The following is a 23,852-nucleotide window of genomic DNA, read 5'->3' as shown; positions in this document are numbered from 1 at the left end:
GCGGATCGTTCCCGTTGCCTCCCGTCTTCTTCCATGCCGTCGAGACCGGATACCGCTGCGGTGAGGGTGTCAGTCGAAGGCGATGTTGTAGAACAGGGAGATGGCGCTGCGGCTACCGGCTTCCGCCTCCAGCGACAGGCGCGGCGTCAGCGTGAACCGGAGTTGCAGCACGCTGCCCGCGTTTTCCAAGCCTTGCTGGTAGCTGACGTAGAGCCGGGAATTGATCTGCTTGCCGATGGTAATGATTCGCTGCTGCAAATTATCCGCGCTCTTGCCCACGCTGAAGGTGTCCAGCCCGAAAGCGCTGGCGAGGCGCGACTCCACGCCCGCAGCCGCGCCCTTGGACAGCAGCGTGCCGGCCGCGCTCTGCAGGGCGCTGATGTCTCCTTCCCCGGCGCTGGAAAGGCCGCGTCCCAGCACCAGCCAGGACAGCTTCTCCGCATCCGGAACGGTCGGCTCCGACACGAGGGTCACGCGCGGTGCGAGCACGTTGCCGCGCACCGACACGCCGGCCTCCACCTCCTGGCCGCGCCGCATCGCGAGGATGTCGAGCGAGGGATTGCCGATCGGCCCCGCGAAACGCAGCACGCCCTGCTCGATCTTGAGGGTGCGTCCATAGGCGCTGAAGCTGCCCTCTGCGATGTTGAAGGTTCCCGTGCCCTGCAGGCTCCCACCCGGATCGTTGGTCACGTGGACCGCGCCGACCACCAAACCGTCGAGTCCGCGGCCCGTGACCTTGACGCCCTTGCCGAGGTCGACGTTGACGTCGAGCGCGGCCGGCACCGCCGTGGGCTGCCGGCGCGGCTGGCCGTCGATGACCACGTCCTCCGAAAGCCGCGGCCGGTCGGGCAGGCCGAGGTCGACGAAGCCCTCATCCACCCGGAATCCGCCATTGACCGTGAGCCGTTTCTCGGCCAGGACGATGGCGGTGCCGCCGCTGACCACGATCCGCCGGTCGCTGCGGTTGACCGCCGTGAACCGCTTCGCGTCCAGCTGGAGCTTCGCCGACAGCGCGGTGCCCAGCTCGATCGGTCCCGACAGGGCGACCTCGCCGTCGCCGCCGCGGAATGTCAGCTGCTTCAGCTGCAGCAGGTTGTCACGGAATTCACCCTGAAGGACGCCTTGGCGCAGGTCGAGTCCGAGGTTCGACATCGCCACCCGCAGGTCGGCGCCTTCCACCTTGCCCGAAAGCTGGGGATCGGCGCGCGTGCCCGCCAGCGCCACGTCGCCGCGCAGGCGGCCCTCGAGCGTCCATGCCGGCGAGAGCAGGCTGGCGGCCCAGGCGATGGAAGGCACGTCGATGCGGGCGGTGGCCGATACCGGCGCGTCGGCAGGGATCAGCAGCTTTTCCGCGCCGCGCCCGGTCGCGCCGCGCCCGGAGACCTGTATCTTGCCGAGGCGGGATCCTTCCGCCTCGAGTTCCAGCTCCAGCCGGCCGTTTTCCGCGCGTGCGCTGGCGGCCAGGGTGCCGATCCCGAGCGCGACCGGGCTGCCGGCTACGATGGTCATGTCGCCGCGTTCGCGCCGGACCGACAGGCGGCCGTCGACGGTATCCTGCATGCGGAAATCCCAGTCTGCCGCGAGCTGCAGGTCGGTGCGTACCGGCGCGGAAGGCTGCAGCTGGCGAATCAGTTCCGCCACCTGGATGTTGTCCGCATGGCCCTTGCTGCTGACGCCGTCGGGATCGCGCCGGAATTCGTCGACCGCCACCCGGCCCGCCGGTGTTTCCAGGACGAAGCGCTCGAGGCGGAGGTTGCGCGCATCCAGCGCGAGCGACGCCGGCGCCGCAAGATGCGACTTGAACCGGCCGTCGCTGTCAAAGCGGCTGATCTCTCCTTCCCAGCGCGGCGCGGAAGCCGCATTGCTCAAGCCGCCGTTCGCGGTGGCCATCCACACCTGCCTGGCTTCCTCGAGGCGCAAATTCACGACGTGGCGGCCGGTGGTGCCATTGGCGTCGGCGTCGAGCTTGTTCGCGCGAAGCTGAGGCGTTTCGATGCCTTCCATGCGCAGGGCAAGCGAAAGAGGGGCATCGGCCGCGGTGCCGATCCGCGCCTGGACCGACGCCGTATTGAGCCGGTACTCGGCCCATGCCACGCGGCTGGCGTCGAGGGTGACGTTGCCCTCCCTGAGCGGCACCGGCTGGCGCCGGTCGACCTGCACGTCGGCCTTGCCCTGCATGCTGTCGGCGCGCACGCCGCCCGGGAGCTTGAGCTGCGAGGCTGTCCAGGTCGCATCGATGCGCGGCAGGTCCAGCGTCCCGCGCGCGGTGCCGCTGGCCTGCAGGCTGCCGCCGAAGGCAGGGCCGAGCTGCGCCAGCTGGTTTGCGGCAAGCTGGAACTGCACTTCGCCGCCGCTCTCCGTCAGGCTGCCGCTGGCATCGAGGCGGTTCAGGCCTGAGGCGAGGCGCAGCACCGGAATCTCGAGCTTGTCGCCGCGCAGCCGGACTTGTCCCTGGCCGGCCAGCGGCTGGCCGGCCAGGCGGCTGTCGGCGATGTCAAGCTTGAGATCCGCCTCCAGCCTAGGCGCGCGCTTGCCGCGCAGCCCGATCTCGCCATTGAGCGTCAGCTCCGGCCATTGCGCGAACTTGCCGAGGTCTTGCAGCCGGAAGGCTTGCATCTTCCCCTGCAGCTGGAATGGCTGCTCTCCAGCAAAGGACAGGGTTCCGCTGGCATCGAGGCGGCTGGTGCCGGTGCGTACCGTGGCCGCGGTCACGCGCACCTCCTGGCCGGCCAGTTCGGCGCTTGCCGCGAGTTCGAGCGGTTGTCCGCCGGGCGCGACGCCGTCGGGTTCCCGCAGGGAGAGGTCGACCTTGCGCCGGCTGCCTGCCTGGCGCAGGTCCGCGCTGCCGCTCAGCGCCGTCCGGCGCCAGGCCGGATCGAGAAGCTTGAGGTTGAGGCCGCGGATGTCGAGATGCAGGCTGGCCTCGGCAGGTGCCACGCGTCCCTTGCCCTCGATGCGGCCGGCCGCTGCAGTCGCGGTGCCGGGCTCGGCGATGATGTCGTCGATATCCACGCCGTCTTTCTTCTGCGCGAACGCGAGCGAAAGCGCGCGCAGCGGCAAGAGCTGCTTGCCGAGCGGTCCCGCCTCCTGGTTCTGCACACGCAGCGTGCCCGTGCTGTCGGCTCCGGACTTGAGGTCGAGATGCAGGACGGTATGCGGCAGGCGCGGGTTGAATTCGCGCAGGTCGAGCTTGTCGGCGACGACGTCGGCATTGGCCAGCGGCTGCATCGAAAACGGATGGAGCAGCGCGCTGCCATTGATGACCGCCTCGCCGGAACGGAATTGCAATCCGGCGCTCGCAACGGCGAGCGAGCCGCCGAGCACGAGTTCGCCGTTGCCCTGGATGAGCTGGTCGTCGAGCTTGCCGCTGACGTCCGCCACGAAGCGGCCGCGCAGCGCGTAAGGCTTTTCCACGCCGAGGTCGGCGTCGCCCTGCAGGAGCGCGCGCGCGCCGCTTTGCGCCTCGGGGCTGCCGGCCTGGGCCTTGTCGAGACGCAGGCGGTACTGCCGGCCATCGAAGGAGAGGGCGGCGGCCAGCGGCCCGAACGTTGCCAGCGGCACCGGTCCGCGCGACACCACGCCTTGGCCGACGTTCAGGGCGTCGATCTGCAGTTGCAGGGGCAGGCCGATACGATCGGGCAGGCTGGGCGGCTTGGGAATCGCGTCCGGCTGGTTGACGATGTCGATCCGCGCCGCGCCGGCGCTGCGCACATGCAGCCGGCGCTGCAAAAGCGCGGCGGGATCCCAGTCGAGGCGAACATCCTTCAGTACGACGCGCCGATCCGGCTGGACGATGGACAATTGCGCGAGCTTGAGCGGTCCGAGGAGGCTGCCCTCGACGCCTTCCGCCTGCACGCCGGGAGCGGCCTGCCGCAGCACGAAACGCGCGCCGGACGATGTGCCGACCAGCCAGTAGCCGGCAAGCGCGAGCAGTAGCAGGAGCAACAAGAGAATCGCAATGACCGTCGCCGCCGTGCGGCTGTGCCGGCGAACGGGTTTGCCGGACGGCGCCGTCGACGTGTCCCGGACCGACTGGCCGCGTTCAGAATCCATAGCCCACCGAGAAATGCAGGCGCGGCCGATGCGTCTCGTGGTTGTACGCGAGGTCGACGTTGACCGGGCCGATCGGGCTGCGCCAGCGCGCGCCCACGCCCGTGCCATGGGCGAAACGGAATTCGCGCCACGAATCGGCGGCATTTCCGGCGTCGGTGAACGCGGCCACACCCCAGGGCGGCTTGAAGAAGTACACCACTTCCGCGCTCAGGACGGCGCTGACCGGGCCGCCGACGATCGCGTCGTTCTGCGCCGGACCCAGTGTGTTGTAGCCGTAGCCTCGCACGCTCTGGTCGCCGCCCGCGCGGAACAGCAGGTCGCCCGGCACCGTGAGCCGGCTGCCGCCGAAAACCTGGCCGGCGAAGCCGCGGAAGATGGCTTGCCATCGCGGCGCGAACGGAATCAGCGTGGTGCCGCGAACGACGGTGCGCAGGATGTTGGTTTCATTGACCAGCCCTTTCGGGCCCGCGCCGATTTCGGCGGCCAGCAGATAACCGCGCCGGGGCGTCAGCGGATGGTCCAGCCGGCGCTGGGTGTAGTTGAAGGACAGGAGCACCGCCTGCCGCGTGGCCTCGAAATCGCCGATGCGCTGCTGGTCGCCGTAATAGCCCACCGACCAGACCTTTTCATCCGCCTTGTTGGCGCTCGACAGCCGGCTGACGAGGCGCAGCTTGTCGTCGGTCTCGCCGGCGGCGACGGTGCGTTCGAGATGGGCGCCGACGCTGGGCTGCCAGCCGTTCTGGATTGCCGGGAAGAACAGTTCCGAGCCGAGCAGGCGGGTGTCGCGGTCGATGCGAAGCTCGGATTCCAGGCGCCAGTTTCGCATGAGAAAGTTGCGGTCCAGCCACTTGGCTTGCAGGCGGGCGCCGGTATCGGTGGAGTAGCCCACGCCGAAGGACAGCCGCTTGCTGGTGTTTTCGACGAGGTCGACCCGCACCGGGGAGTTTTTAGGGTGGTTGACGTCGGCTTCGACGGTGGTGAACGCGGTGCGGAAATAACCGGTGTCTTCCAGGCGCGACTGGAATTCGTTGAGCTTTTCCAGCGAATAGGCATCGCCGGGGCTGATCGGGTTGAGCAGGTCGATGAGGTCGCGTGAATAGCGCTGCAAGCCATGGACCTCGAGGGTGCCGAAGGTGAAGGCAGGGCCGGAATCAACATCGATGCTGAGCACCGCGCCATGGTTTTCGCGCTGGATCAGGGCTTCGCTGTGCACGATCCCGGCGGCCGCGAAATCCGCGGCCAGCAGTCCCTTCAGCAGCTCGTTCTTGGCGTTCACCCAGGCTTGCTGGGTGAACCGGTCGCCGGGGTCGAGACTCCAGCGCCGCTTGAGGCGCTCGACGCGCCGCGGGTCGGCGCGCGGCCCGTCGACGATCTCTCCCTTGAAGCGCAGGTCGACGCGGGTGATGGTAGTGGGCGGCCCCGGATCCACCTTCAGCCGGGCCACACGCTCGCCGCCGGAAAGGTCGAGGCTGGAGGTGATGGCCGGCGAAAAATAGCCCTGGGTCGCCAGGAGTTCGCGCACGTCGTCGGGCGCCGCGTTCATGAGTCGCGTCAGTTCCTCGTCGGAGATGATGGCGTCTTCCTGGCGGCGGAGCAGGGCGACGTGCTGGTTCAGGAGGCTGGACAGGGCGCGGAAGCCATCCAGTCCTTCCAGCTCCACCTGGTAGGCCGCGCCGAGCGCCGGACCGGCCTGCAGGAAAAGGAGGGTCAGCAGGAACGCCGCCAGCGCATGCCGCGCCTGGCTGGAACGCCGGGAGTCCGGGGCAGGCGGGGTGTCTGGGGTTGCGAGATGCTGGCGTCGTACAGGCGGTGCCATCCGTATCCGTTGCTGGGCTGGTGAAAATGCGTGCATGATGCGCAAGGTCGCCGCATCTTGCAACTCTCGCATGAAGCGCCCGGCCCGGCGTTAGGGCAAATCAAGCAACCCGTTTGCAGGATGCGGGCGGCGGGCTGTGTGATTCCGGATTGGGCGGCCCCTGCAGGATGGCCGGGGCTGACCTACAATCCAGTCATTCCCTTTCATTCACCATGGAGCCATCGATGCGACCGATCCTGCTGGCGGCAGCCCTGTCATGCACCCTGTCATTCCATGCGGCCCAGGCCCAGGGGAACGCCCCCCAGGGGGCATCGCCCGCGCCGACGCCTGCACCAGCGGCAGCGGGCGGCGGCACGAGCAATGCTTGCCCGGCCATCCTGAATTACCGTTTCAATCGGCTGCAGGATGATGCGCCGCAAAACCTGTGCAACTACGCCGGAAAGGTGGTGCTGGTCGTGAATACCGCGAGCTATTGCGGCTTCACCAGCCAGTACGAGGGGCTGGAAAAACTCTACGCGGACTACGCCCCCAAGGGTTTGGTGGTGCTGGGATTTCCGTCGAATGACTTTGGTGGCCAGGAGCCGGGCGACAGCAAGCAGATCGCGGACTTCTGCTACAACACCTATGGCGTGAAGTTTCCGATGTTCTCCAAGTCATCGGTCGCCGGCAAGGCCGCCAACCCGCTGCACGCCCGCCTTGCCCAGATCACCGGGACCGCGCCGAAGTGGAATTTCTACAAGTACCTGATCGACCGCAACGGCAAGGTGGTCGACAGCTACTCCAGCCTGGTCACGCCGGACGACAAGAAGCTGCTCGGCGCGATCGAGAAGGCGCTCGCGCAGAAGTCCTGAGGCAAGGGCAGGCCGGCCAGCGGCCTTGTCCTGTCAGAGGAAACGGTCGAGGATTTTCCGGCTGCCCTTGTCGAGCGCGGTCAGGTCTTTGATCAGGAACTGCACGCCATGGTTGTCGGCGATGAGCAGGCTGCCTTGGCCGACGCGGCGGATGTCTTCCTCACCCTTCAGCACGAAGCGCGCGGGGCCGCGATCGGTCTCCACGTCCCAGGTGCTGGGCGTCGCGAAGCTCGACACGTGTGCGATGCGCGAGATCTGGGGCAGGAACTCGCGGCTGGCGAGTTCTTCTTCCACCAGCGCGCGCGCCTCGGGGCCGAGATCTTGCAGGGAATTCAGCCAGGCCAGTTCACTGCCGTCGGCATTGACCAGCGACAGGCCCTCGTGCGGCGCGGCGATCGGGAAGGCGCGCACCGGCACCACGCCTTCGTGGCGTTCGCCATCCGGCGTTTCCAGCACCAGGCGGCCGAAGCTGTTCCGGTAAAGCGTGAATGCGCTCATGCTGCCACCTCGTCGGACATGGTTTCCTGGCCGGCGGCTTCGTTCTCCGCCAGCCTCGCCTGCGCCTGGTGCAGCCGATAGTAATGGCCCTTGCGCTCCAGGAGATCCTCATGCTGCCCGACCTCCACGATCTGGCCCTTGTCCAGCACCACCAGCCGGCTTGCCCGCCGCAGGGTGGACAGGCGGTGCGCGATGGCGATGGTGGTCCTGCCCCGGACGAGGTTGTCCAGCGCCTTCTGGATCTCGCGCTCGGTGGTGGTATCGACCGACGAGGTCGCCTCGTCGAGGATGAGGATGTGCGGATCGATCAGCAGTGCGCGGGCAATCGAGATGCGCTGGCGCTCGCCGCCGGACAGCGTCTGGCCGCGTTCGCCCACCAGGGAATCGTAGCCATGCGGCAGGCGCAGGATGAATTCATGGGCGTGCGCGGCCCGCGCGGCGGCAACGATTTCCTCTCTGGTCGCGTGCGGCTTGCCGTAGGCGATGTTTTCCGCGATGGTGCCGAAGAACAGGAAGGGCTCCTGCAGCACCATGCCGATGTTGCGGCGGTAATCCGACACCGCGAACGAGCGGGTATCGACGCCGTCGACGCGGATCGATCCCTCCGAAACGTCGTAGAAGCGGCAGATCAGGTTGACCAGGGTGCTCTTGCCGGAACCGCTGTGGCCCACCAGGCCGATCATTTCGCCCGGCTCGATCGCCAGGTCCACGCCGCGGATCACCGCGCGGTTGCCGTAGCGGAAGCCGACGCTGCGCAGTTCAATGCGGCCTTCGATCTTTTCAAGCTTCACCGGATTGGCGGGCTCGGGCACGTTCGAGACGTGGTCGAGGATGTCGAAGATGCGCTTCGCGCCTGCCGCCGCCTTTTGCGTGACGGAAACGATCCGGCTCATGGAATCGAGCCGCGTGTAGAAGCGGCTGATGTAGGCGATGAAGGCGGTCAGCACGCCGACCGTGATCTCGCCGCGCGACACCTGGAAGATGCCCACGCCCCACACCACCAGCAAGCCGATCTCGGTCAGCAGGCTCACTGTCGGCGAGAACAGCGACCAGACCTTGTTTACCCGGTCGTTCACAGCGAGGTTGTGGGCGTTGGCTTCCTTGAAGCGGGCCGACTCGCGTTTTTCCTGGGCGAAAGCCTTCACCACGCGGATGCCGGGAATGGTGTCGGCGAGCACGTTGGTCACTTCGCCCCAGATGCGGTCGATCTTTTCGAAGCCATGCCGCAGCTTGTCGCGCACGACGTGGATCATCCAGGCGATGAAGGGCAGGGGCAGCAGGGTGACCAGCGCCAGCCAGGGATTGATCGACACCAGGATGGCCGCGGTCATGAAGATCATGAGCACGTCGGTGGCGAAGTCCAGCAGGTGGAGCGAGAGGAAGACGCAGATGCGGTCGGACTCCGAGCCGATGCGGGCCATGAGGTCGCCGGTGCGCTTGCCGCCGAAATATTCCAGCGAGAGGCGCAGCAGGTGATCGTAGGTGCTGGTGCGCAGGTCGGCGCCGATGCGTTCGCTGACCAAGGCGAGGATGTAGGTCTTGGCCCATCCCAGGGCCCAGGCCAGCAGGGAGGATCCAAGAAGGCCGGAAAGATAGAGGCCGGCGAGCTGGACGTTGATGGGCTGGCCGTTCTGGTAAGGAATCAGCACGTTGTCCATCAGCGGCATGGTCAGGTAGGGCGGAATCAGGTGGGCGGCGGTACTGATCAGGGTGAGCAGGAATCCGGCCAGCAGCTGGCCGCGATAGGGCCGGGCGAAGCGCCACAGGCGAAACAGGGTCCAGGTCGAAGGCGGCGTGTAGATTTCCTTGGTGCACACCGGGCAGTCGTCGGAGTCGTCGGGCAGCGTCGCCTTGCAGCTCGCGCACACCGGCTTTTCCGGCGGCCTGACGGCCTGGCCCGCGACCAGCGCGTCGCGGTGCGATTCGACGTGTTCGATGAGGCGCAGGGCGGACGGATTGTGTCCCAGCGTGTAGCGCCAGGTGCCCAGGCGCGCATGCTCGTCATGAAGTTCGAGGGTGCCGACACCGGCATGGTCATGATGGACCAGCTCCAGCCCCTTGCGGTAGGGCCAGTCCTCCCACTGGGCGGCGCCGGGAGCCTTCGCCATCAGGCGCCGGTTGGTGGCGGCGACCAGCCCCTGCCTGAAGTGCAGGTGGGCGTCGAGGTCGATCTCGACGAACCCGAGGAGCTGCTCACCGTCCCCGAGGCGGGCACGGATCTCGGAATTCCAGGGATCGGGAAGGATAATGCTGGGTGACGACATGCGGTTGTGTTCTTTCTCGATTCGACAGGAGTGTCAGGCGTGACCCGACAACAACGCCGGCCGGCGTTGGCCGGTTGATCGATGTGGCGGATAATGTGGCTCGTTGCGCAACTGCCGCCGGCCTGGCGCGGCAAGTGTGGACAAACGGAGACTTATAGGGGCGTTTGCCCATGACTGTCAACAACTGAAACACGGTGGCCGTAGTATATTACCGACTGGCATTTTCTTTCGGCTCCACGTAAACCAATCACCTTGCATTGCGTTATCTGGACTTGTGATTTTCTCAGGCGCCCACGACGCTGCATGCACCAACCATGAATAAACGAAACATTGACATTATCAATGTGATACCGCTGCGGGGCCCCAACATCTGGACGTACAGGCCGGTCATCGAAGCCTGGCTCGACATCGGCGAACTCGAAGATGCCCCGTCCAACACCATTCCCGGATTCTACGAACGACTCACCGCCTGGCTGCCCGGCTTGATGGAACACCATTGCGGCGTCGGCGAGCGCGGCGGCTTCCTGCAGCGCCTGCGCGAGGGCACGTGGGCCGGGCATGTCATGGAACACGTCATGATCGAGCTGCAGAACCTGGCCGGCATGCAGACCGGATTCGGCCAGACCCGCAGCACCAGCACCCGCGGCGTGTACAAGATGGCGGTCCGCGCCCGCCACGAACAGGTCAGCCGCACCGCGCTCCAGTCGGCCCGCGACCTCGTCATGGCGGCAATCGACGATACGCCCTTCGACGTCGACGCCGCGGTCGCCGCCCTGCGCGACATGGTCGATTCCCTCTGCCTCGGTCCCAGCACCGCCTGCATCGTCGATGCTGCGACCGATCGCCGCATTCCCTCCATCCGCCTCAATGACGGCAACCTCGTCCAGCTTGGCTACGGCGCCTGCCAGCGCCGCATCTGGACCGCCGAGACCGACCGCACCCCGGCCATCGCCGAAAGCATTTCCAGCGACAAGGACCTGACGAAGCGCCTGCTGGCCTCCTGCGGCGTACCGGTGCCCGAGGGCCGCATGGTGAACAGCCCGGAAGACGCCTGGGACGCCGCCGAAGACATCGGCCTGCCGGTGGTGGTGAAGCCTTCCGACGGCAACCACGGGCGTGGCGTCTCGACCGACCTGCGCGTACGCGCGGAAATCGAAGCCGCCTACCATCTGGCCGATGCCGAGGGCAGCGACGTGCTGGTCGAGCGTTTCATTCCCGGCGACGAGCATCGACTCCTGGTGGTGGGCGGCGAAGTGGTTGCCGCCGCGAAAGGGGAACTCGCGACCGTCACCGGCGACGGCGTCTCCACTATCGTCCAGCTCATCGATTCCCAGATCAATACCGATCCGCGCCGCGGCACGACCGAGGATTTTCCGCTCAACGTCATTCGCCTCGAGGATGATCCCGCCGTGGTGCTCGAATTGGGCCGCCAGGGATTGACCGGCGATGCCGTTCCCGAGAAGGGCCGCACAGTGCTCATCCAGCGCAACGGCAACGTCGCCTTCGACGTTACCGACCGGGTGCACCCCGAGGTCGCGGCGCTGGTCTCGCTGGCCGCGCGCATCGTCGGCCTGGACATCGCCGGCGTCGACCTCGTCGCGCGCGACATTTCGCGTCCGCTGGATGAACAGCAGGGCGCGATCGTGGAAATCAATGCCGGCCCCGGATTGCTCATGCACCTCAAGCCGGCGAGCGGCGAGCCGCGCCCTGTCGGCCGGGCCATTGTCAACCACCTGTTCGACGCCAGCGAGAGCGGCCGCATCCCGGTGGTCGGCGTCGGCGGCAGCCGCGGCAAGACCATGGTGGCGCGCCTCGTCGGGCGCCTGATGAACCTGCATGGCCTCTACGCCGGCGTGGCCTGCAGCGACGGCCTGTACTTCAACGAACGCCTGATCGACAGGAACGACTGCGCCAACTGGGAATCGGGCCACCGCGTGCTGATCAACCGCGCGGTCGAGGGCGGCGTGTTCGAGAACGGGCCGCGCTCCATCCTGGCCGAAGGCCTGGCCTACGACCGCTGCCTCGTCGGCGTGGTCACCAACATCGATACCGCCGAATTGCTGCCGGAGTTCCATGTCGACGACCTCGAGCGCCTGATCAAGGTCATGCGCACGCAAGTGGACGTGGTGCTGCCCGAAGGCGCGGCGGTGCTGAATGCCGCCGACCCCAACGTGGTTGCGCTGGCCCCGCTGTGCGACGGCGAGGTCGTGTATTTCGCGATGGATCCGGAGTTGCCTGTGCTCGCCGCGCAGCGCGAGCAGGGCGGACGCGCGGTGTACGTGCGCGGCGAGCAGGTGGTGCTGTCGGTGGGCGCGGAAGAATCCGCGATCTGCGAGCTGGCGGACATTCCGCTGGCGGCGTCCAACGTCTGGCCGGACCGGCTCGAAAACATCCTCGCGGCGGTTGGCGCCGCGTGGGCCGCCGGCGTTCCGCCCGATCTCATCCGGACCGGGCTGGAGACCTTCGACGACGACTTTGCGCCGGCAACGGCCAGATAATAACAATCATCACGGGATAACCCGTTGCGCCTTGGCACGCAGGCCCGCCGAAGGGTCGCGGCACGCAACGGGAACAGAGGAAATCGCCAATGGAAATTTCGCGCATCCGCGCCCTGCGCGGCCCCAATCTGTGGAGCCGCCACACCGCCATTGAAGGCATCGTTGCCTGTACGCCGGAAGAGCGATCGATCGCGCAGCTCCCCGGCTTCGAAGCCCGGCTGCGCGCCCGCTTCCCGGAAATCGAATTCCTGCAGCCGGCGCAGGATCCGGCCGGCATCACCCTGGCGCACGTGCTGGAAAGCGCGGCCCTCGGCCTGCAGGCCCAGGCCGGCTGCAAGGTCGCCTTCAGCCGCACGGTCAAGACCGTCGAGGACGGCGTCTACCAGGTGATCGTCGAATACACAGAGGAAGCCGTCGGCCGCCTCGCCTTCGAGACCGCCGAAGCCCTGTGCCGCAGCGCGCTCGAAGACACCCCCTTCGACCTGCAGGCCGCCCTGGCGGAACTGCGCGAACTCGACGAGGACATCCGCCTCGGCCCGAGCACCGGCTCCATCGTGGACGCCGCCGTCAAGCGCGGCATCCCGTACCGCCGCCTCACGGAAGGCAGCATGGTGCAGTTCGGATGGGGCAGCAAGCAGCGCCGCATCCAGGCCGCCGAAACCGACATGACCAGCGCCATTTCCGAAGCCATCGCGCAGGACAAGGAACTCACCAAGGCCTTGCTGGACGCGGCCGGCGTGCCCGTGCCGAAGGGCCGTTCCGTCACCAGCGCGGAAGACGCCTGGAAGGTCGCGAGCGAGCTTGGCGGACGCGTCGTCGTCAAGCCTCGCGACGGCAACCAGGGCAAGGGCGTCGCGGTCAACATCAGCACGCGCGACGAAGTGCTGACCGCCTACGCCGCCGCGTCCGACATCAGCTCCGACGTGATCGTGGAACGCTACCTGCCGGGCCATGACTTCCGCATGCTGGTAGTCGGCGACAAGCTGGTCGCGGCCGCGCGCCGCGCGCCGCCGCAAGTGATCGGCGACGGCGTGCATACCGTGCGCGAACTGGTCGAGCAGGTCAACCGCGACCCGCTGCGCGGCGACGGCCATGCCACCTCCCTGACCAAGATCCGCCTCGACGCGATCGCCTTGTCGGTGCTCGCCAGGCACGGCTTCGATGCCGACAGCGTGCCGCACAAGGGCGCCCACGTCATCCTGCGCAACAATGCCAACCTGAGCACCGGCGGCACCGCCACCGACGTCACCGACGACGTTCATCCCGAAGTCGCGGCGCGCGCCGTCGAGGCGGCGCAGATGGTCGGGCTCGACATCTGCGGCGTCGACGTGGTGTGCGACAACGTCATCCAGCCGCTGGAAGAGCAGGGCGGCGGCATCGTCGAGGTCAACGCCGCGCCCGGCCTGCGCATGCACCTGCAGCCATCCTTCGGCAAGGGCCGCGCGGTCGGCGACGCCATCATTTCAAACATGTATGCGGAAGGCGACGACGGCCGCATCCCGGTGGTCGCCGTGTCCGGCACCAACGGGAAGACCACCACCACCCGCCTGATCGCCCACATCCTCACCTGCAACAAGCTGCGCGTCGGCATGACCGGGACCGATGGCGTGTACATCCAGCATCGCCGCATCGATACCGGCGATTGCAGCGGCCCGCGCAGCGCGCGCAACGTGCTGATGCACCCGGACGTCGACGCTGCCGTGTTCGAAACCGCACGCGGCGGCATCCTGCGCGAAGGTCTCGGCTTCGACCGCTGCGACGTCGCGGTGGTGACCAACATCGGCGTCGGCGACCACCTCGGCCTGAGCTTCATCAGCACCGTCGAGGACCTCGCCGTGGTCAAGCGCGTGATCGTGCAGAACGTCGCGAAGCACGGCACCGCGGTGCTGAACGCGGCCGATCCGCACGTATCCAGGATGGCCAAGACCTGCCCGGGCTCGGTCACCTTCTTCGCCAACGACCGGCACCTGCCCATCATGGCGACGCATCGCGCCAAGGGCCGACGCGTGGTTTACCGCGACGGCAACGACATCGTCGCGCTCGAGGGCACGTTCCAGCAGCGCCTGCCCCTGGCCGGCATTCCGCTGACGCGCCAGGGACTCATCGGCTTCCAGGTGGAAAACGCGATGGCCGCCATCGGCGCGGTCTGGGCCCTGGGCATCGACTGGGAAATCATCCGGCAAGGCCTCGCGAGCTTCGTCAGCGATGCCGATACCGCGCCCGGACGCTTCAACCTCTTCAACTACAAGGGCGCGACCCTGATCGCCGACTACGGCCACAATCCCGACGCCATCCAGGCGCTGGTGAACGCGGTCGACAGCATTCCCGCCAAGCGCCGCTCGGTCGTCATCAGCGGCGCCGGCGACCGGCGCGACGAAGACATCCGCCGGCAGACCGAGATCCTCGGCGGCGCCTTCGACCAGGTGGTGCTGTACGAGGATGCCTGCCAGCGCGGACGCGCGGACGGCGAGGTCCTGTCCTTGCTGCGCCAAGGCTTGAACGGCGCGAAGCGAGCCGCCGACATCCATGAAATCATGGGCGAGTTCCTGGCGATCGACACCGCGCTGGCCGCCCTGCAGCCGGGCGACCTTTGCCTCATCCTGGTGGATCAGGTGGAAGAGGCGCTTGCCCACATCAAGCAACGCATTGCCGAGGCTCAATAAAATGGCGGAGGGATGAAACACCTTGTTTCATCCCTTACCAAATCGCCGTCGACGGGCTTGCGATAGAGGCGTTACATGGACACCTTTACACCACGAGGCTCCCATGAAAACGCCGACTTTCTTCATCCCGATTCTCGTTTCCGCGCTCGTCCTGAGCGCCTGCGCCACCCAGCCTTACGGCTATCCCGCCACCCAGGGCAGCGCCGCTACCGTCCCATCTTCCATTCCCGTCTATAACGCCTCTTCCGCCTATGCCACCCTCGGCACGGTGGAGGCGATACGCATGGACCAGCCGAGCGCCAGCAACGGCGCAGGCGGCGCGATCCTTGGCGCCGTCGTCGGCGGACTGCTGGGCAACCAGGTCGGCAATGGCCGGGGCCGCGCGGCGGCGACGGTGGCCGGCGTTGCCGGCGGCGCCATGCTCGGGGCGCAGATGGAACAGCGCAACGGCCAGCAGGCGGGCGCCTACCTGCTCGACGTCCGCCTCGATAACGGCGGATACCGCACGCTGCGCCAGTCGGACATCGCCGGCTTGCAGGTCGGCAGCCGCGTGCGCGTCGACAACAACGCCGCTTATCGCTATTGATCAACCCTCAGCCACAAACCCACCCACTACCGCACGAACCGTGCCCAGGCCGCAGGGTCAAATTGCTGGCAAGAGATTGAACGCATTCAGGAGGTTGCCGTGGGCATTCTTGATTCGGTCCTGGGACGGCGCGAACCAACGATGAAATACAAAACGATCGATGGCGGGCATCCCGCGCCCTACCCGGACATGACGGACGCACAGCTCTACAACTACGAAGTGGCTTTCGGCGTCCAGAAACGCACTTTCGACAAGCCCCCGGTGTCGGCACGCCCGGCACGGGAACGGGAGCGCATGCGGCCCAGCGGCGGGCGCCGGATCGAGATCCCGCCGCAGGAACCGGCCACGATGCGCAATGACGCGACGCGTACGCGCGCCGAACCGCGCCTCGATGACGCCTTCCGCATGGAATTCGCCGCGGATCCGGATCCCGGCCTGGACGAGACGCCGACCCTGCGCGCCACCGAGAGACGGCCCGCACCCGACATCGAACCGGCTTTCGATGGTGGGCACGAGGCGGTGCGAGAAGACGCGCCGCGCCATCCCCGCCCCCATTTTTCCGATGCGCCGGCCGAGGAGCATGGCGAGTCCGACCTGCCCGCGCTGGACCTCAGCAAGCCGGTCCGCACCATCACGACGAAGCAACCGGTGGAAATCATCACCATCCGCGCGCGCCATCCGGTGTACAAGGTGCACGGCTACATCGGCGACGACCAGGTCGTGACCTTGTTCACGGTGGACGGCCGCATATCCGAGCATGGCCTGCCTTTCCTCGAGAATGTTCCGCACCAGCAGCGGCTGTACGTGAACGTCTATCGGAACCCCGATCCCATGGGGCGCGAACGGTTCATCCTGACCCAGCATTCCAGCCGCGAGGAAGCCGACAGGCAGGCACATCCGGGACGCCTTGCCTGTGTCCCGGTGGAATTTGATCAGTGACATGGCTCGGATTGCGACGTCGCAATTCGTAGTAACAATGCAAGAACCACACGCCATCTTCCGCATCCCAACCTGAAGCGGCGAGCACCATTCCGCCGGATTGGCTCGCTTCACAATTCAGGACTCAAGGAGGGAAGATGGAATTCGCCTGGTTCATCCTCGTGGGCTTGATTGCCGGCTGGCTGGCCGGCGCCATCGTGGGCGGCGGCTTCGGGGTCGTCGGCGACATCGTCGTGGGCGTGGTCGGCGCCTTCATCGGCGGCTTCCTGTTCCGGGCCGTCGGCTTTTCCGCGGACGGCGGGATGCTTGGCAGCATCGTCGTCGCCACTGTCGGCGCCATCCTTCTCGTACTCCTGCTTCGGCTCATCCGCCGTGCTTGAGCCTCATCGCATCCCGGCAACCTCGCAGGGTGCGAATACGTGCCTGGCGGCGGAATAACAATTAGCCGCCCATAACAATCACAGAAAAATCTTCGGAATCAGTTGCCACCGTGCTATAAATTCGGTATTGATGATGGTTGTCATACACGAGAAAAATCGCCGGGGGGCCTGCCTTGACCAATTACCGCATCGGGACGCGTCTCGCGTTCCTTTCATCGATCCTGTTCGTCTTCATGATCATCATCGGCAGCGTCGGCTGGATAGCCTTGCGCCATTCCCACGAGGGCATGGGCAAGTCGCTGGCGCAGGCCGGCACCCTCACCGGAATGATCGACACGTCGCGCCACGCGCAAGTGCAATTCAAGGTGCAGATCCAGGAATGGAAGAACATCCTCCTGCGCGGCAATGACGAGGCGCAGTTCAAGAAATACCAGGACGCTTTCGTCGCCGAAGGCAAGGTGGCGCAGCAAAGCCTCGCGAAACTCCAGGAACAGGCCGTGGCAGGCGGTTTCGATCCCAAGGCTATCGTCGCGGCGCAAAAATCGCTGACCGATCTCCAGGCGAAATACCTCGAGGCACTAAGACAGTTCGACCCGGCCAAGCCGGACAGCGCCCAGGTCGTCGACAAGCTCGTGAAAGGCATGGACCGCGAACCCACGAAGCAGCTCGATGACATCGTGCAGTCGGTCGCCGACCATGCCCGCGCCGCGAGCGCCGCGCAAATGGCCGACGACGATGCCAACTACTCCCGTGCGAGCACCATCCTGGTGATCGTCGCCGTCGCGGCCCTGGTCATCGGCGGCTTGCTGACCCGGTTCATGGTCTTCGGCATCACGCATCCGCTGGGGCACGCGGTACGCTTCGCCCAGGAAGTCGCCAGCGGCGACCTGTCGCGCAAGATCATCCCGCGCGGCAAGGACGAGACGGCCGAACTCATGCGCGCCCTGAGCGACATGACGCAGAGCCTGCACAAGATCATCGGCGAGATCAAGACCGCCTCCACGACCATCGTTTCCGAGGCGACCCAGATCGCCGACGGCAATCTCGATCTTTCCTCCCGCACCGAACAGCAAGCCAGCGCCCTCGAGGAAACGGCCTCGTCGATGGAAGAACTCATTTCCACCGTCCGCAACAATGCCGAACACGCCATGTCGGCCAATAACCTGGCGTCGGAAGCGTCCGACGTGGCGCGCAGGGGCGGGGAGGTGGTCGGCGACGTGGTACTGACCATGGATTCGATCAATGAATCGTCTCGCAAGGTGGTGGACATCATCAGCGTGATCGACGGCATCGCCTTCCAGACCAACATCCTCGCCCTGAATGCCGCGGTGGAAGCGGCCCGGGCAGGAGAGCAGGGACGTGGTTTCGCGGTGGTGGCGGCCGAGGTCCGCAACCTCGCCCAGCGTTCCGCGGGCGCTGCCAAGGAAATCAAGGCGCTGATCTCGGATTCGGTCGACAAGGTGGATGCCGGCACCAAGCTGGTTTCCAATGCCGGCGCCACGATGCAGGAGGTGGTGAACAGCGTGCAGCAGGTGCGCGACCTGATCGGCGACATCGCCAATGCCAGCCAGGAGCAGGCGTCCGGCATCGAACAGGTGAACCAGGCGGTGTCGCAGATGGAGCAGGCTACCCAGCAGAACGCCGCGCTGGTCGAGGAGGCCGCGGCAACCGCGCAGGCGCTGCGCGAACAGGCCGGCAAGCTGGCCGACATGGCGCAGACTTTCCGTACCTGACAGTTGCACACTCGCTGCCGGATCGCCTCTCAGTAGGCGTAGTACGGACCGTTCCCTGCCGGCGTGGCGCGGCCATCGATCGCCGTGGTAACGTTCCGTCCGAGGAAGAAGGGGAGGCCCCAGTCGAAGGTCGTCGTGCTCGACAGGGAACTCGCCAGTCCCGGCACCACGCCGATGCTTGCATCCTGGCTGAATACCGCATCGGTATTGACCACGTCGAAGGTGACCGTGCTCTGCTGTCCGTTGGTCCCCTGGTTGACGGCGCTGAGGTTCAGCGTCTGCGGTGGACAGTAGAAGCTGGTGCGGCAGCGAGCGATGGTCGTATCGCGGAAGAAGATCCCATTGGAACCGCTGTCGATGAAGCCGCGCGAGAAGCTGCGCCCCTTGTAAACGGTCGTGAAGTACCCGGTATTCGGACTCACGGTGATCACCGTGGCGGCCCCGAGTCCGTTGTTGGGCTGCGTCCCGATGCCGAAGGTCATCGCCCCGGTGACCGACGCGGTGCCGGGGTAGGGCACGGAGGGAAAGCTCAGGATCACGCCGTTGTTGTTGCGCGCGAACGAGGCCACCGGGTTGCGGACCTGATTCGCGAGCGCGAGAGCCACCGATTCGCAATTCGTGCCACACGCGTAGTAGGTCTCGAAATCGGCGCTGCGCTCGCAGCCCGGGCCGCAATCCTCAACAAACAAACCCACGCCCAGCACGCCGTTCGCGCCGAAGCTAGACACGCTGTTGATGTCGCTGCCGCCCGATGAGCAGGCGACGGGGACCTCGTTGAAGGCCGGGTCGGCAAGGATGTTCACCGGCAGGTTGGACGCCTGTTCGCCGCCGATGCGGAAGTCCGCCTGGCGCACCGGTCCCCAGGTGAAGCCGTCCGCGAACTGCGTGCATTCGCCCAGCGCCAGGCCGTTCGCGCTGAGCTGCGCGGGCAAGGCGAGGGCAGGGTTGAGCGCAGAGGCGAATACCCGCAGTCCGATCGAGCCGGTATCGACCAGGATCCTGTCAATGGTCTGGCATGTCGCGGTGCCGGGAACGCAGATGGTGACGTTCACGAAGGGAAGGTTGGGGCTGGAACTGAGGCTGCTGCTGATCGTGACCGGAACAACGTTGCCGCCCGCGGCCTGGGTCGCGGCGGCGCCATTGCCGCCAGTGGCAGCCGGCGTGGTTCCCGCCGCCGGGGCCGATGGCGCCGGATTGGACGAGCCGCCCCCGCCGCAACCGGCAAGAAGGCTGGCCGCCAGCACGCCGCCAAGCAAGACACGCCAAGCACGCGCCAGGGCGCGCATTGCCAGATCCATCGGCCTCATTGCAGGTCCTCCACGGTGATGCCTTCGGGAACCGCCGAAGGAAGATAAGCCAGCCCGGAGAAATTGCGCGCATGCGCGGTGGAACGAACGACCAGGCGGTCATTGTCCACGCTGGCGCGGTGATGTCCGCCGCCACTGCTCGCCGCTTTGGTGAATTCCGCGAAGTGCGCGCCCAGCAGGGTCCGCAGGTTGGGTTTTGCCGGTCCGTCCCAGCTCACCGCGAAGACCGTGCCGTCGGCGCCGGCGTATTCACGGATGGTGGTGCCGGCCGCGTTCACGTATTCATTCAAGGAATAAGCACCCGACGACGACCGCAACCCAGGCTGGACGGCGCGCTGTACCGTCGATCCTCGCGCCTCCGGCGACAGCCTTTCCCCGAGCGCCGCCCCGGCGGAATTGCACAGCAACATGGCGCCGAACAGCAAGGCCAGCGCAGGATAAAGCCGGATGATTGCCATCGCCATCCCCTCGGATATGCATTTCGTTAAGATTGCTTCTGGTTGGTTCGACAATGAAAGCGCGTTTAGTTCTCGGCGCAATACAGCCATCTCCCGGAAAGCTGATCTGGTCGTACGGTCGGCGGCATCGAGCCGATCAAGGGAACTGTCAAATCGGCATGCTCGTCTCACTGGCACGCCTGTTCCTTCCATCGCGACATCAACCAGGGCCGCAATCCAACCATCATGGCAACGACAACGACGCGCCAAGCGCGCAGAAACCCCGATCAACCGCTGAAGATAGGCATCGTCGGCCTCGGCAAGATTGCCATTGACCAGCACATTCCCGCCGTGCGGGCCAACCCGGGCCTCGAACTCGTCGCCGGCAGTTCGCCGCGCGGCAGGCCCGAAGGCATCGAGGCTTATCCAAGCCTGGGCGAGATGCTGACCGCCCATCCGGAAATCGAGGCGATCTCGATCTGCACGCCGCCGCAAGTCCGGCGGGAGATCGCCTGCGAAGCGATCGCGGCGGGCCGGCACGTCTTTCTCGAAAAGCCGCCGGCCGCCACGCTGGGCGAAGCCGAGTCCATCCGTCTGCTCGCGGAGCGGCATGGGGTAAGCCTGCTGGCAAGCTGGCATTCGCGCTTCGCGCCGGTCGTCGAAGCCGCCCGCGACTGGATCATGCACCGGCAGCTTCGCCAGGTAACGATCACCTGGAAGGAAAACGTGCGGCAATGGCATCCCGGCCAGAACTGGATCTTTGCGCCGGGCGGCATGGGCGTGTTCGATCCGGGAATCAACTCGCTCTCCATCCTGACCCGTATCCTCGGCGGCACCATCATCGTCAGCAAGGCCGACCTGCATGTTCCCGAGAACCGCGATGCGCCGATCCAGGCGGAACTTGACATGGTTACGGAAGAGGGCGTGCCGATCCGCGCCGAATACGATTTCCTGCAGGAGAACCAGCAGACCTGGAGCATCGCCGTCGAATCGGCAAAAGGCGAACGACTGGCCCTGCACATGGGCGGCACCATTCTCGAGGTGGATGGCAAGGTGGTGCGCCAGGAGAAGGAAGCCGAATATCCCGGACTCTACGCGCACTTCCGCGAACTGGTGGTTCAGGGGCGTTCGGACGCGGACTTCTCGCCGCTGCGCATCGTGGCCGACGCCTTCCTCGTCGGCAAGCGGATCGCGGCGCCGGCCTACGTGGAATGATCAACCAAGGAGCAGAAACCATGTCCAGTCACACGCGCCGCGCCGGCCAGGACCAGGCGCCAGAGACATCATCACCGGGCGACAATCCGGTGGTGGAAACGCCGAAGGATCTTACGCCTGACGACGCGGCCTACCGGGATCTCACCCAGCGCGACCTCGCATCGGGCGACCCGGACCAGAGGCAGGAAGACTCGCTCGACGATGCAGTCGAGCTGACCTTTCCCGCTAGCGATCCGCTTGCAGTGACAGGCGGCGTTACCAGGATCGACGTGCCGAAACAGCCGGGCTGAGAACAGGTTGAATATGGGTTCTAGTGAAGATGCCGTGGAGGTGGGGCGGGAAACGATTCATGCAGGCCGCGAAGCCATTCCATCACCTCATCGACGTCGCAGCGCCCGAGGGCAAGACATGCGAATCCTTGTATGTAGGCGCGCTTCATCGCGTCGCGCCTTGTCAACTCGGCCAGCGGGCAGGCGGCTGTCCTGAGCCGAGCATCGATCTGTTCGAGTTCACCTTGCAAGTCCAGGCTCAATGCCTCCAGCATGAGTTTCAGCCTGGCATCCGTATCCTGCAGTTTCATCTCGCGCTCCTTTCATGGATCGAACCTGAAGCGACAATGTCTTCCAAACCTTCCGGCCTACACAGCCGGAGGTTTGTCCGGTTCGCCGGCGGGTGGCAACTGCAAGGCCAGAAGGTAAAAATAATATACAGGTTAGTGGATAAGCTTTGTTCGATCCATGACATGGCGGAAACTGCTTTAGTGGCTTGGATAACACTGGCTATTTTACATAAGAATAATTATGCGTAATTTGCGTGTAGCGCCCGAATTAGAATGTCCCGAACGGGCCCAATCAGAATGTCCCGGTTGGCACAAATGATAGCCTGCCTGGCGACCTAGGCTGGAAGCTGTTCCCACAGCGATCCAGGAGACGCCATGGCCAGTTCCGGAGTCATCACCATGAGTATGCGCGAAGTCGACCGGCTCAAGACACTGCAGGCAGTGATCGACGGCAATCTTCGGGCAGCGACGGCTGCGCAGCGACTCGGGCTCACCAAACGCCAAGTCAACCGGCTTTTACAGCGGTACCGAGAACATGGCGTCGTTGGACTGGTGAACCGACAGCGCGGTCAGCGTGGCCACCGGCAGCTGGCGTCAGGTCTGGCGCAGATGGCGCTGAACATTATCCGCGAACGGTACGCTGATTTTGGACCGACCTTGGCTTGCGAGAAGCTGCGTGAAGTGCACGGAATCGTTCTTGGTAAGGAAACGGTGCGCAGGCTGATGAGCGACGCTGGCCTCTGGATTCCTCGTGCTCTGCGTTCTGGGTCGATCTATCAACCAAGGAACCGCCGCAACTGTGTTGGCGAGCTGATTCAGATCGACGGCAGCGACCATCGCTGGTTTGAGGACCGGGCACCGGCCTGCACGCTTCTCGTTTATATCGACGACGCCACCAGTCGGTTGATGCACCTGCACTTTACGCCGTCGGAGTCCACGTTCAGTTATTACGAAGCGACGCGGCGCTACATTGAACTGCATGGCAAACCACAGGCGTTCTACAGTGACCAGGCCAGCGTCTTCCGCTGCAACGCCAAACACGCGACCTCCGGGGATGGTCATACGCAGTTCGGACGCGCGCTTTATGAGCTCAACATCGAGAGCATTTGCGCCAACAGCAGCCAGGCCAAGGGGCGCGTAGAACGGGCCAATCTAACACTGCAGGACCGGCTGGTGAAGGAATTGCGATTGCAGGGCATCTCGTCGATGGAGGCCGCCAACGCGTATGCGCCCTCTTACGTCGCTGACCACAACAAGCGCTTCGCCAAACCACCGCGCAACGACTGGGACGCGCATCGGCCACTGCTGCAAGGCGAAGACCTGAACACGATCTTTACCTGGCGCGAGCAACGCAAGGTGTCGCACGTGCTGACGTTGCAATACGATAAGACGATCTATCTGATTGCAGACTCCAAGGCCAACCGCAAGCTGATTGGCAAGTACATCGATTTCTATGAATACCCGGACGGGCACATTGAAATCCGTGCCGCGGGCGTCGTGGTTCCGTATGAAACCTATGATCGCCTGCCACAAATTGATCAAGGTGCGATCGTGGAGAACAAGCGGCTTGGACACGTACTGGAAGTGGTCGAGGCTGTGCAGCAACAGCGTGATGACCGGCGTAGTCGCGGCGATGTACCGGTACGGACGAACCGCGGGCAGCCGTCATCCCGGGTGAAAGCAGCGGCGGGAAAGAAGCGGCAACGGCAGCTCGGTGCCGAGGATCTGGAACGGGCGCTCCATAGCAACTTGCTGCATTGAATTGTACCGTCCGCCGCGATCTTGCTGGTGGTCGAGGTAGGGAAACCCTACCCTGCCCTTACGCCCATTCCGCTGTCGCGGCTGCTTGCTGGAAACCCCGATGCATAACCGGGACATTTGAAAACGGCTGCAGGTGGGACATCTGAAAATGGTTGCAACATTGCGTGTGGGAGCCATTTTAAAATGTCTCAATCTAGCCAGATTCAAATGTCCATTTTCTGGCTAGGTCAAGCTGGAACTTCCTTTCCTTTCAAGGAGTTCCGCCATGGCGAACCATGGACTGATCACGATG

17 protein-coding genes are annotated in these 23,852 nt (G+C 65.5%); 10 read left to right on the top strand and 7 right to left on the bottom strand.

What is annotated here, in order from left to right; all coding sequences use genetic code 11:
- Positions 1-69: 69 nt before the first annotated feature.
- Together G3574_RS01210 and G3574_RS01205 are read right to left on the bottom strand one after the other, a co-directional pair.
- Positions 70-4,053, bottom strand: coding sequence for a translocation/assembly module TamB domain-containing protein (locus G3574_RS01210; RefSeq protein ID WP_163960077.1), 3,984 nt, complete (start codon positions 4,051-4,053; stop codon positions 70-72).
- Positions 4,043-5,869 carry an autotransporter assembly complex protein TamA gene (locus G3574_RS01205; protein ID WP_163960076.1) on the bottom strand — a complete coding sequence of 609 codons (1,827 nt, stop codon included), beginning with the start codon at positions 5,867-5,869 and terminating at the stop codon, positions 4,043-4,045. The genes G3574_RS01210 and G3574_RS01205 overlap by 11 nt, the downstream gene beginning before the upstream one ends.
- A 224-nt stretch (positions 5,870-6,093) precedes the next feature.
- Here G3574_RS01205 and G3574_RS01200 point away from each other — a divergent pair, with 224 nt between their 5' ends.
- Complete coding sequence (locus G3574_RS01200) at positions 6,094-6,720, top strand: glutathione peroxidase (protein WP_163960074.1); 627 nt, start codon at positions 6,094-6,096, stop codon at positions 6,718-6,720.
- Between the two features lie 33 nt (positions 6,721-6,753).
- Here the strand turns inward: G3574_RS01200 and G3574_RS01195 are convergent, their stop codons facing one another.
- Positions 6,754-7,218, bottom strand: a complete 465-nt coding sequence (locus G3574_RS01195) for a cyanophycin metabolism-associated DUF1854 family protein (RefSeq protein WP_163960072.1) — start codon at positions 7,216-7,218, stop codon at positions 6,754-6,756.
- Positions 7,215-9,482: a cyanophycin metabolism-associated ABC transporter gene (locus tag G3574_RS01190; RefSeq protein WP_163960070.1), complete on the bottom strand. Its 2,268-nt coding sequence runs from the start codon at positions 9,480-9,482 to the stop codon at positions 7,215-7,217. The genes G3574_RS01195 and G3574_RS01190 overlap by 4 nt, the downstream gene beginning before the upstream one ends.
- Before the next feature lie 314 nt (positions 9,483-9,796).
- Here G3574_RS01190 and G3574_RS01185 point away from each other — a divergent pair, with 314 nt between their 5' ends.
- From G3574_RS01185 to G3574_RS28745, 6 genes are all read left to right on the top strand, one after another.
- Entirely contained in the window at positions 9,797-11,980 is a 2,184-nt protein-coding gene (locus tag G3574_RS01185; protein ID WP_163960068.1) for a cyanophycin synthetase, read from the top strand.
- 89 nt (positions 11,981-12,069) lie between these two features.
- The gene (cphA, locus tag G3574_RS01180) at positions 12,070-14,643 is read left to right on the top strand and encodes a cyanophycin synthetase (protein ID WP_163960066.1); all 2,574 of its coding nucleotides are present in this window, start codon (positions 12,070-12,072) and stop codon (positions 14,641-14,643) included.
- 103 nt (positions 14,644-14,746) lie between these two features.
- The gene (locus tag G3574_RS01175) at positions 14,747-15,229 is read left to right on the top strand and encodes an outer membrane lipoprotein (RefSeq protein ID WP_163960065.1); all 483 of its coding nucleotides are present in this window, start codon (positions 14,747-14,749) and stop codon (positions 15,227-15,229) included.
- Positions 15,230-15,370: 141 nt separating this feature from the next.
- Positions 15,371-16,168 (top strand): hypothetical protein, encoded by a 798-nt coding sequence (locus G3574_RS01170; protein WP_163960063.1) that lies wholly within the window; start codon positions 15,371-15,373, stop codon positions 16,166-16,168.
- Between the two features lie 137 nt (positions 16,169-16,305).
- A complete protein-coding gene (locus G3574_RS01165; protein WP_163960061.1) occupies positions 16,306-16,548 on the top strand; it encodes a GlsB/YeaQ/YmgE family stress response membrane protein in 243 nt (80 codons plus the stop codon).
- Positions 16,549-16,721: 173 nt separating this feature from the next.
- Positions 16,722-18,281: a methyl-accepting chemotaxis protein gene (locus G3574_RS28745; RefSeq protein ID WP_328804683.1), complete on the top strand. Its 1,560-nt coding sequence runs from the start codon at positions 16,722-16,724 to the stop codon at positions 18,279-18,281.
- 29 nt (positions 18,282-18,310) lie between these two features.
- On the opposite strand, the gene G3574_RS01155 is transcribed toward G3574_RS28745, so the two are convergent.
- Both G3574_RS01155 and G3574_RS01150 read right to left on the bottom strand, forming a co-directional pair.
- Positions 18,311-19,588, bottom strand: coding sequence for a DUF3443 domain-containing protein (locus tag G3574_RS01155; RefSeq protein ID WP_163960059.1), 1,278 nt, complete (start codon positions 19,586-19,588; stop codon positions 18,311-18,313).
- The gene (locus G3574_RS01150) at positions 19,585-20,046 is read right to left on the bottom strand and encodes a DUF2844 domain-containing protein (RefSeq protein WP_163960058.1); all 462 of its coding nucleotides are present in this window, start codon (positions 20,044-20,046) and stop codon (positions 19,585-19,587) included. The genes G3574_RS01155 and G3574_RS01150 overlap by 4 nt, the downstream gene beginning before the upstream one ends.
- 225 nt (positions 20,047-20,271) lie before the next feature.
- Between G3574_RS01150 and G3574_RS01145 the strand changes: the two genes are divergently transcribed.
- A complete protein-coding gene (locus G3574_RS01145) occupies positions 20,272-21,240 on the top strand; it encodes a Gfo/Idh/MocA family protein (RefSeq protein WP_163960056.1) in 969 nt (322 codons plus the stop codon).
- Between the two features lie 20 nt (positions 21,241-21,260).
- Positions 21,261-21,530: a hypothetical protein gene (locus tag G3574_RS01140; protein ID WP_163960047.1), complete on the top strand. Its 270-nt coding sequence runs from the start codon at positions 21,261-21,263 to the stop codon at positions 21,528-21,530.
- Positions 21,531-21,550: 20 nt separating this feature from the next.
- Here the strand turns inward: G3574_RS01140 and G3574_RS01135 are convergent, their stop codons facing one another.
- Entirely contained in the window at positions 21,551-21,820 is a 270-nt protein-coding gene (locus G3574_RS01135) for a hypothetical protein (RefSeq protein ID WP_163960054.1), read from the bottom strand.
- Between the two features lie 378 nt (positions 21,821-22,198).
- Between G3574_RS01135 and G3574_RS01130 the strand changes: the two genes are divergently transcribed.
- Positions 22,199-23,560, top strand: coding sequence for an ISNCY family transposase (locus tag G3574_RS01130; protein WP_163960411.1), 1,362 nt, complete (start codon positions 22,199-22,201; stop codon positions 23,558-23,560).
- Positions 23,561-23,852 lie beyond the last annotated feature (292 nt).

The organism is Noviherbaspirillum galbum (genome assembly GCF_010974945.1).
In the GTDB taxonomy this organism is placed as follows: Bacteria; Pseudomonadota; Gammaproteobacteria; order Burkholderiales; family Burkholderiaceae_D; genus Noviherbaspirillum; species Noviherbaspirillum galbum.
Note: the sequence above shows the minus strand (reverse complement) of the source record. Positions and strands in the feature narration are given on the sequence as shown.

Bases quoted from the DNA above. Each gene is read 5' to 3' on its own strand.
- G3574_RS01190 (WP_163960070.1), bottom strand. From the start codon at position 9,482: ATGTCGTCACCCAGCATTATCCTTCCCGATCCCTGGAATTCCGAGATC.
- G3574_RS01185 (WP_163960068.1), top strand. From the start codon at position 9,797: ATGAATAAACGAAACATTGACATTATCAATGTGATACCGCTGCGGGGC.
- cphA (WP_163960066.1), top strand. From the start codon at position 12,070: ATGGAAATTTCGCGCATCCGCGCCCTGCGCGGCCCCAATCTGTGGAGC.
- G3574_RS01205 (WP_163960076.1), bottom strand. From the start codon at position 5,869: ATGGCACCGCCTGTACGACGCCAGCATCTCGCAACCCCAGACACCCCG.
- G3574_RS01135 (WP_163960054.1), bottom strand. From the start codon at position 21,820: ATGAAACTGCAGGATACGGATGCCAGGCTGAAACTCATGCTGGAGGCA.
- G3574_RS01200 (WP_163960074.1), top strand. From the start codon at position 6,094: ATGCGACCGATCCTGCTGGCGGCAGCCCTGTCATGCACCCTGTCATTC.
- G3574_RS01130 (WP_163960411.1), top strand. From the start codon at position 22,199: ATGAGTATGCGCGAAGTCGACCGGCTCAAGACACTGCAGGCAGTGATC.
- G3574_RS01170 (WP_163960063.1), top strand. From the start codon at position 15,371: ATGAAATACAAAACGATCGATGGCGGGCATCCCGCGCCCTACCCGGAC.
- G3574_RS01175 (WP_163960065.1), top strand. From the start codon at position 14,747: ATGAAAACGCCGACTTTCTTCATCCCGATTCTCGTTTCCGCGCTCGTC.
- G3574_RS01165 (WP_163960061.1), top strand. From the start codon at position 16,306: ATGGAATTCGCCTGGTTCATCCTCGTGGGCTTGATTGCCGGCTGGCTG.
- G3574_RS01210 (WP_163960077.1), bottom strand. From the start codon at position 4,053: ATGGATTCTGAACGCGGCCAGTCGGTCCGGGACACGTCGACGGCGCCG.
- G3574_RS01150 (WP_163960058.1), bottom strand. From the start codon at position 20,046: ATGGCAATCATCCGGCTTTATCCTGCGCTGGCCTTGCTGTTCGGCGCC.
- G3574_RS01145 (WP_163960056.1), top strand. From the start codon at position 20,272: ATGGCAACGACAACGACGCGCCAAGCGCGCAGAAACCCCGATCAACCG.
- G3574_RS01195 (WP_163960072.1), bottom strand. From the start codon at position 7,218: ATGAGCGCATTCACGCTTTACCGGAACAGCTTCGGCCGCCTGGTGCTG.
- G3574_RS01140 (WP_163960047.1), top strand. From the start codon at position 21,261: ATGTCCAGTCACACGCGCCGCGCCGGCCAGGACCAGGCGCCAGAGACA.
- G3574_RS01155 (WP_163960059.1), bottom strand. From the start codon at position 19,588: ATGAGGCCGATGGATCTGGCAATGCGCGCCCTGGCGCGTGCTTGGCGT.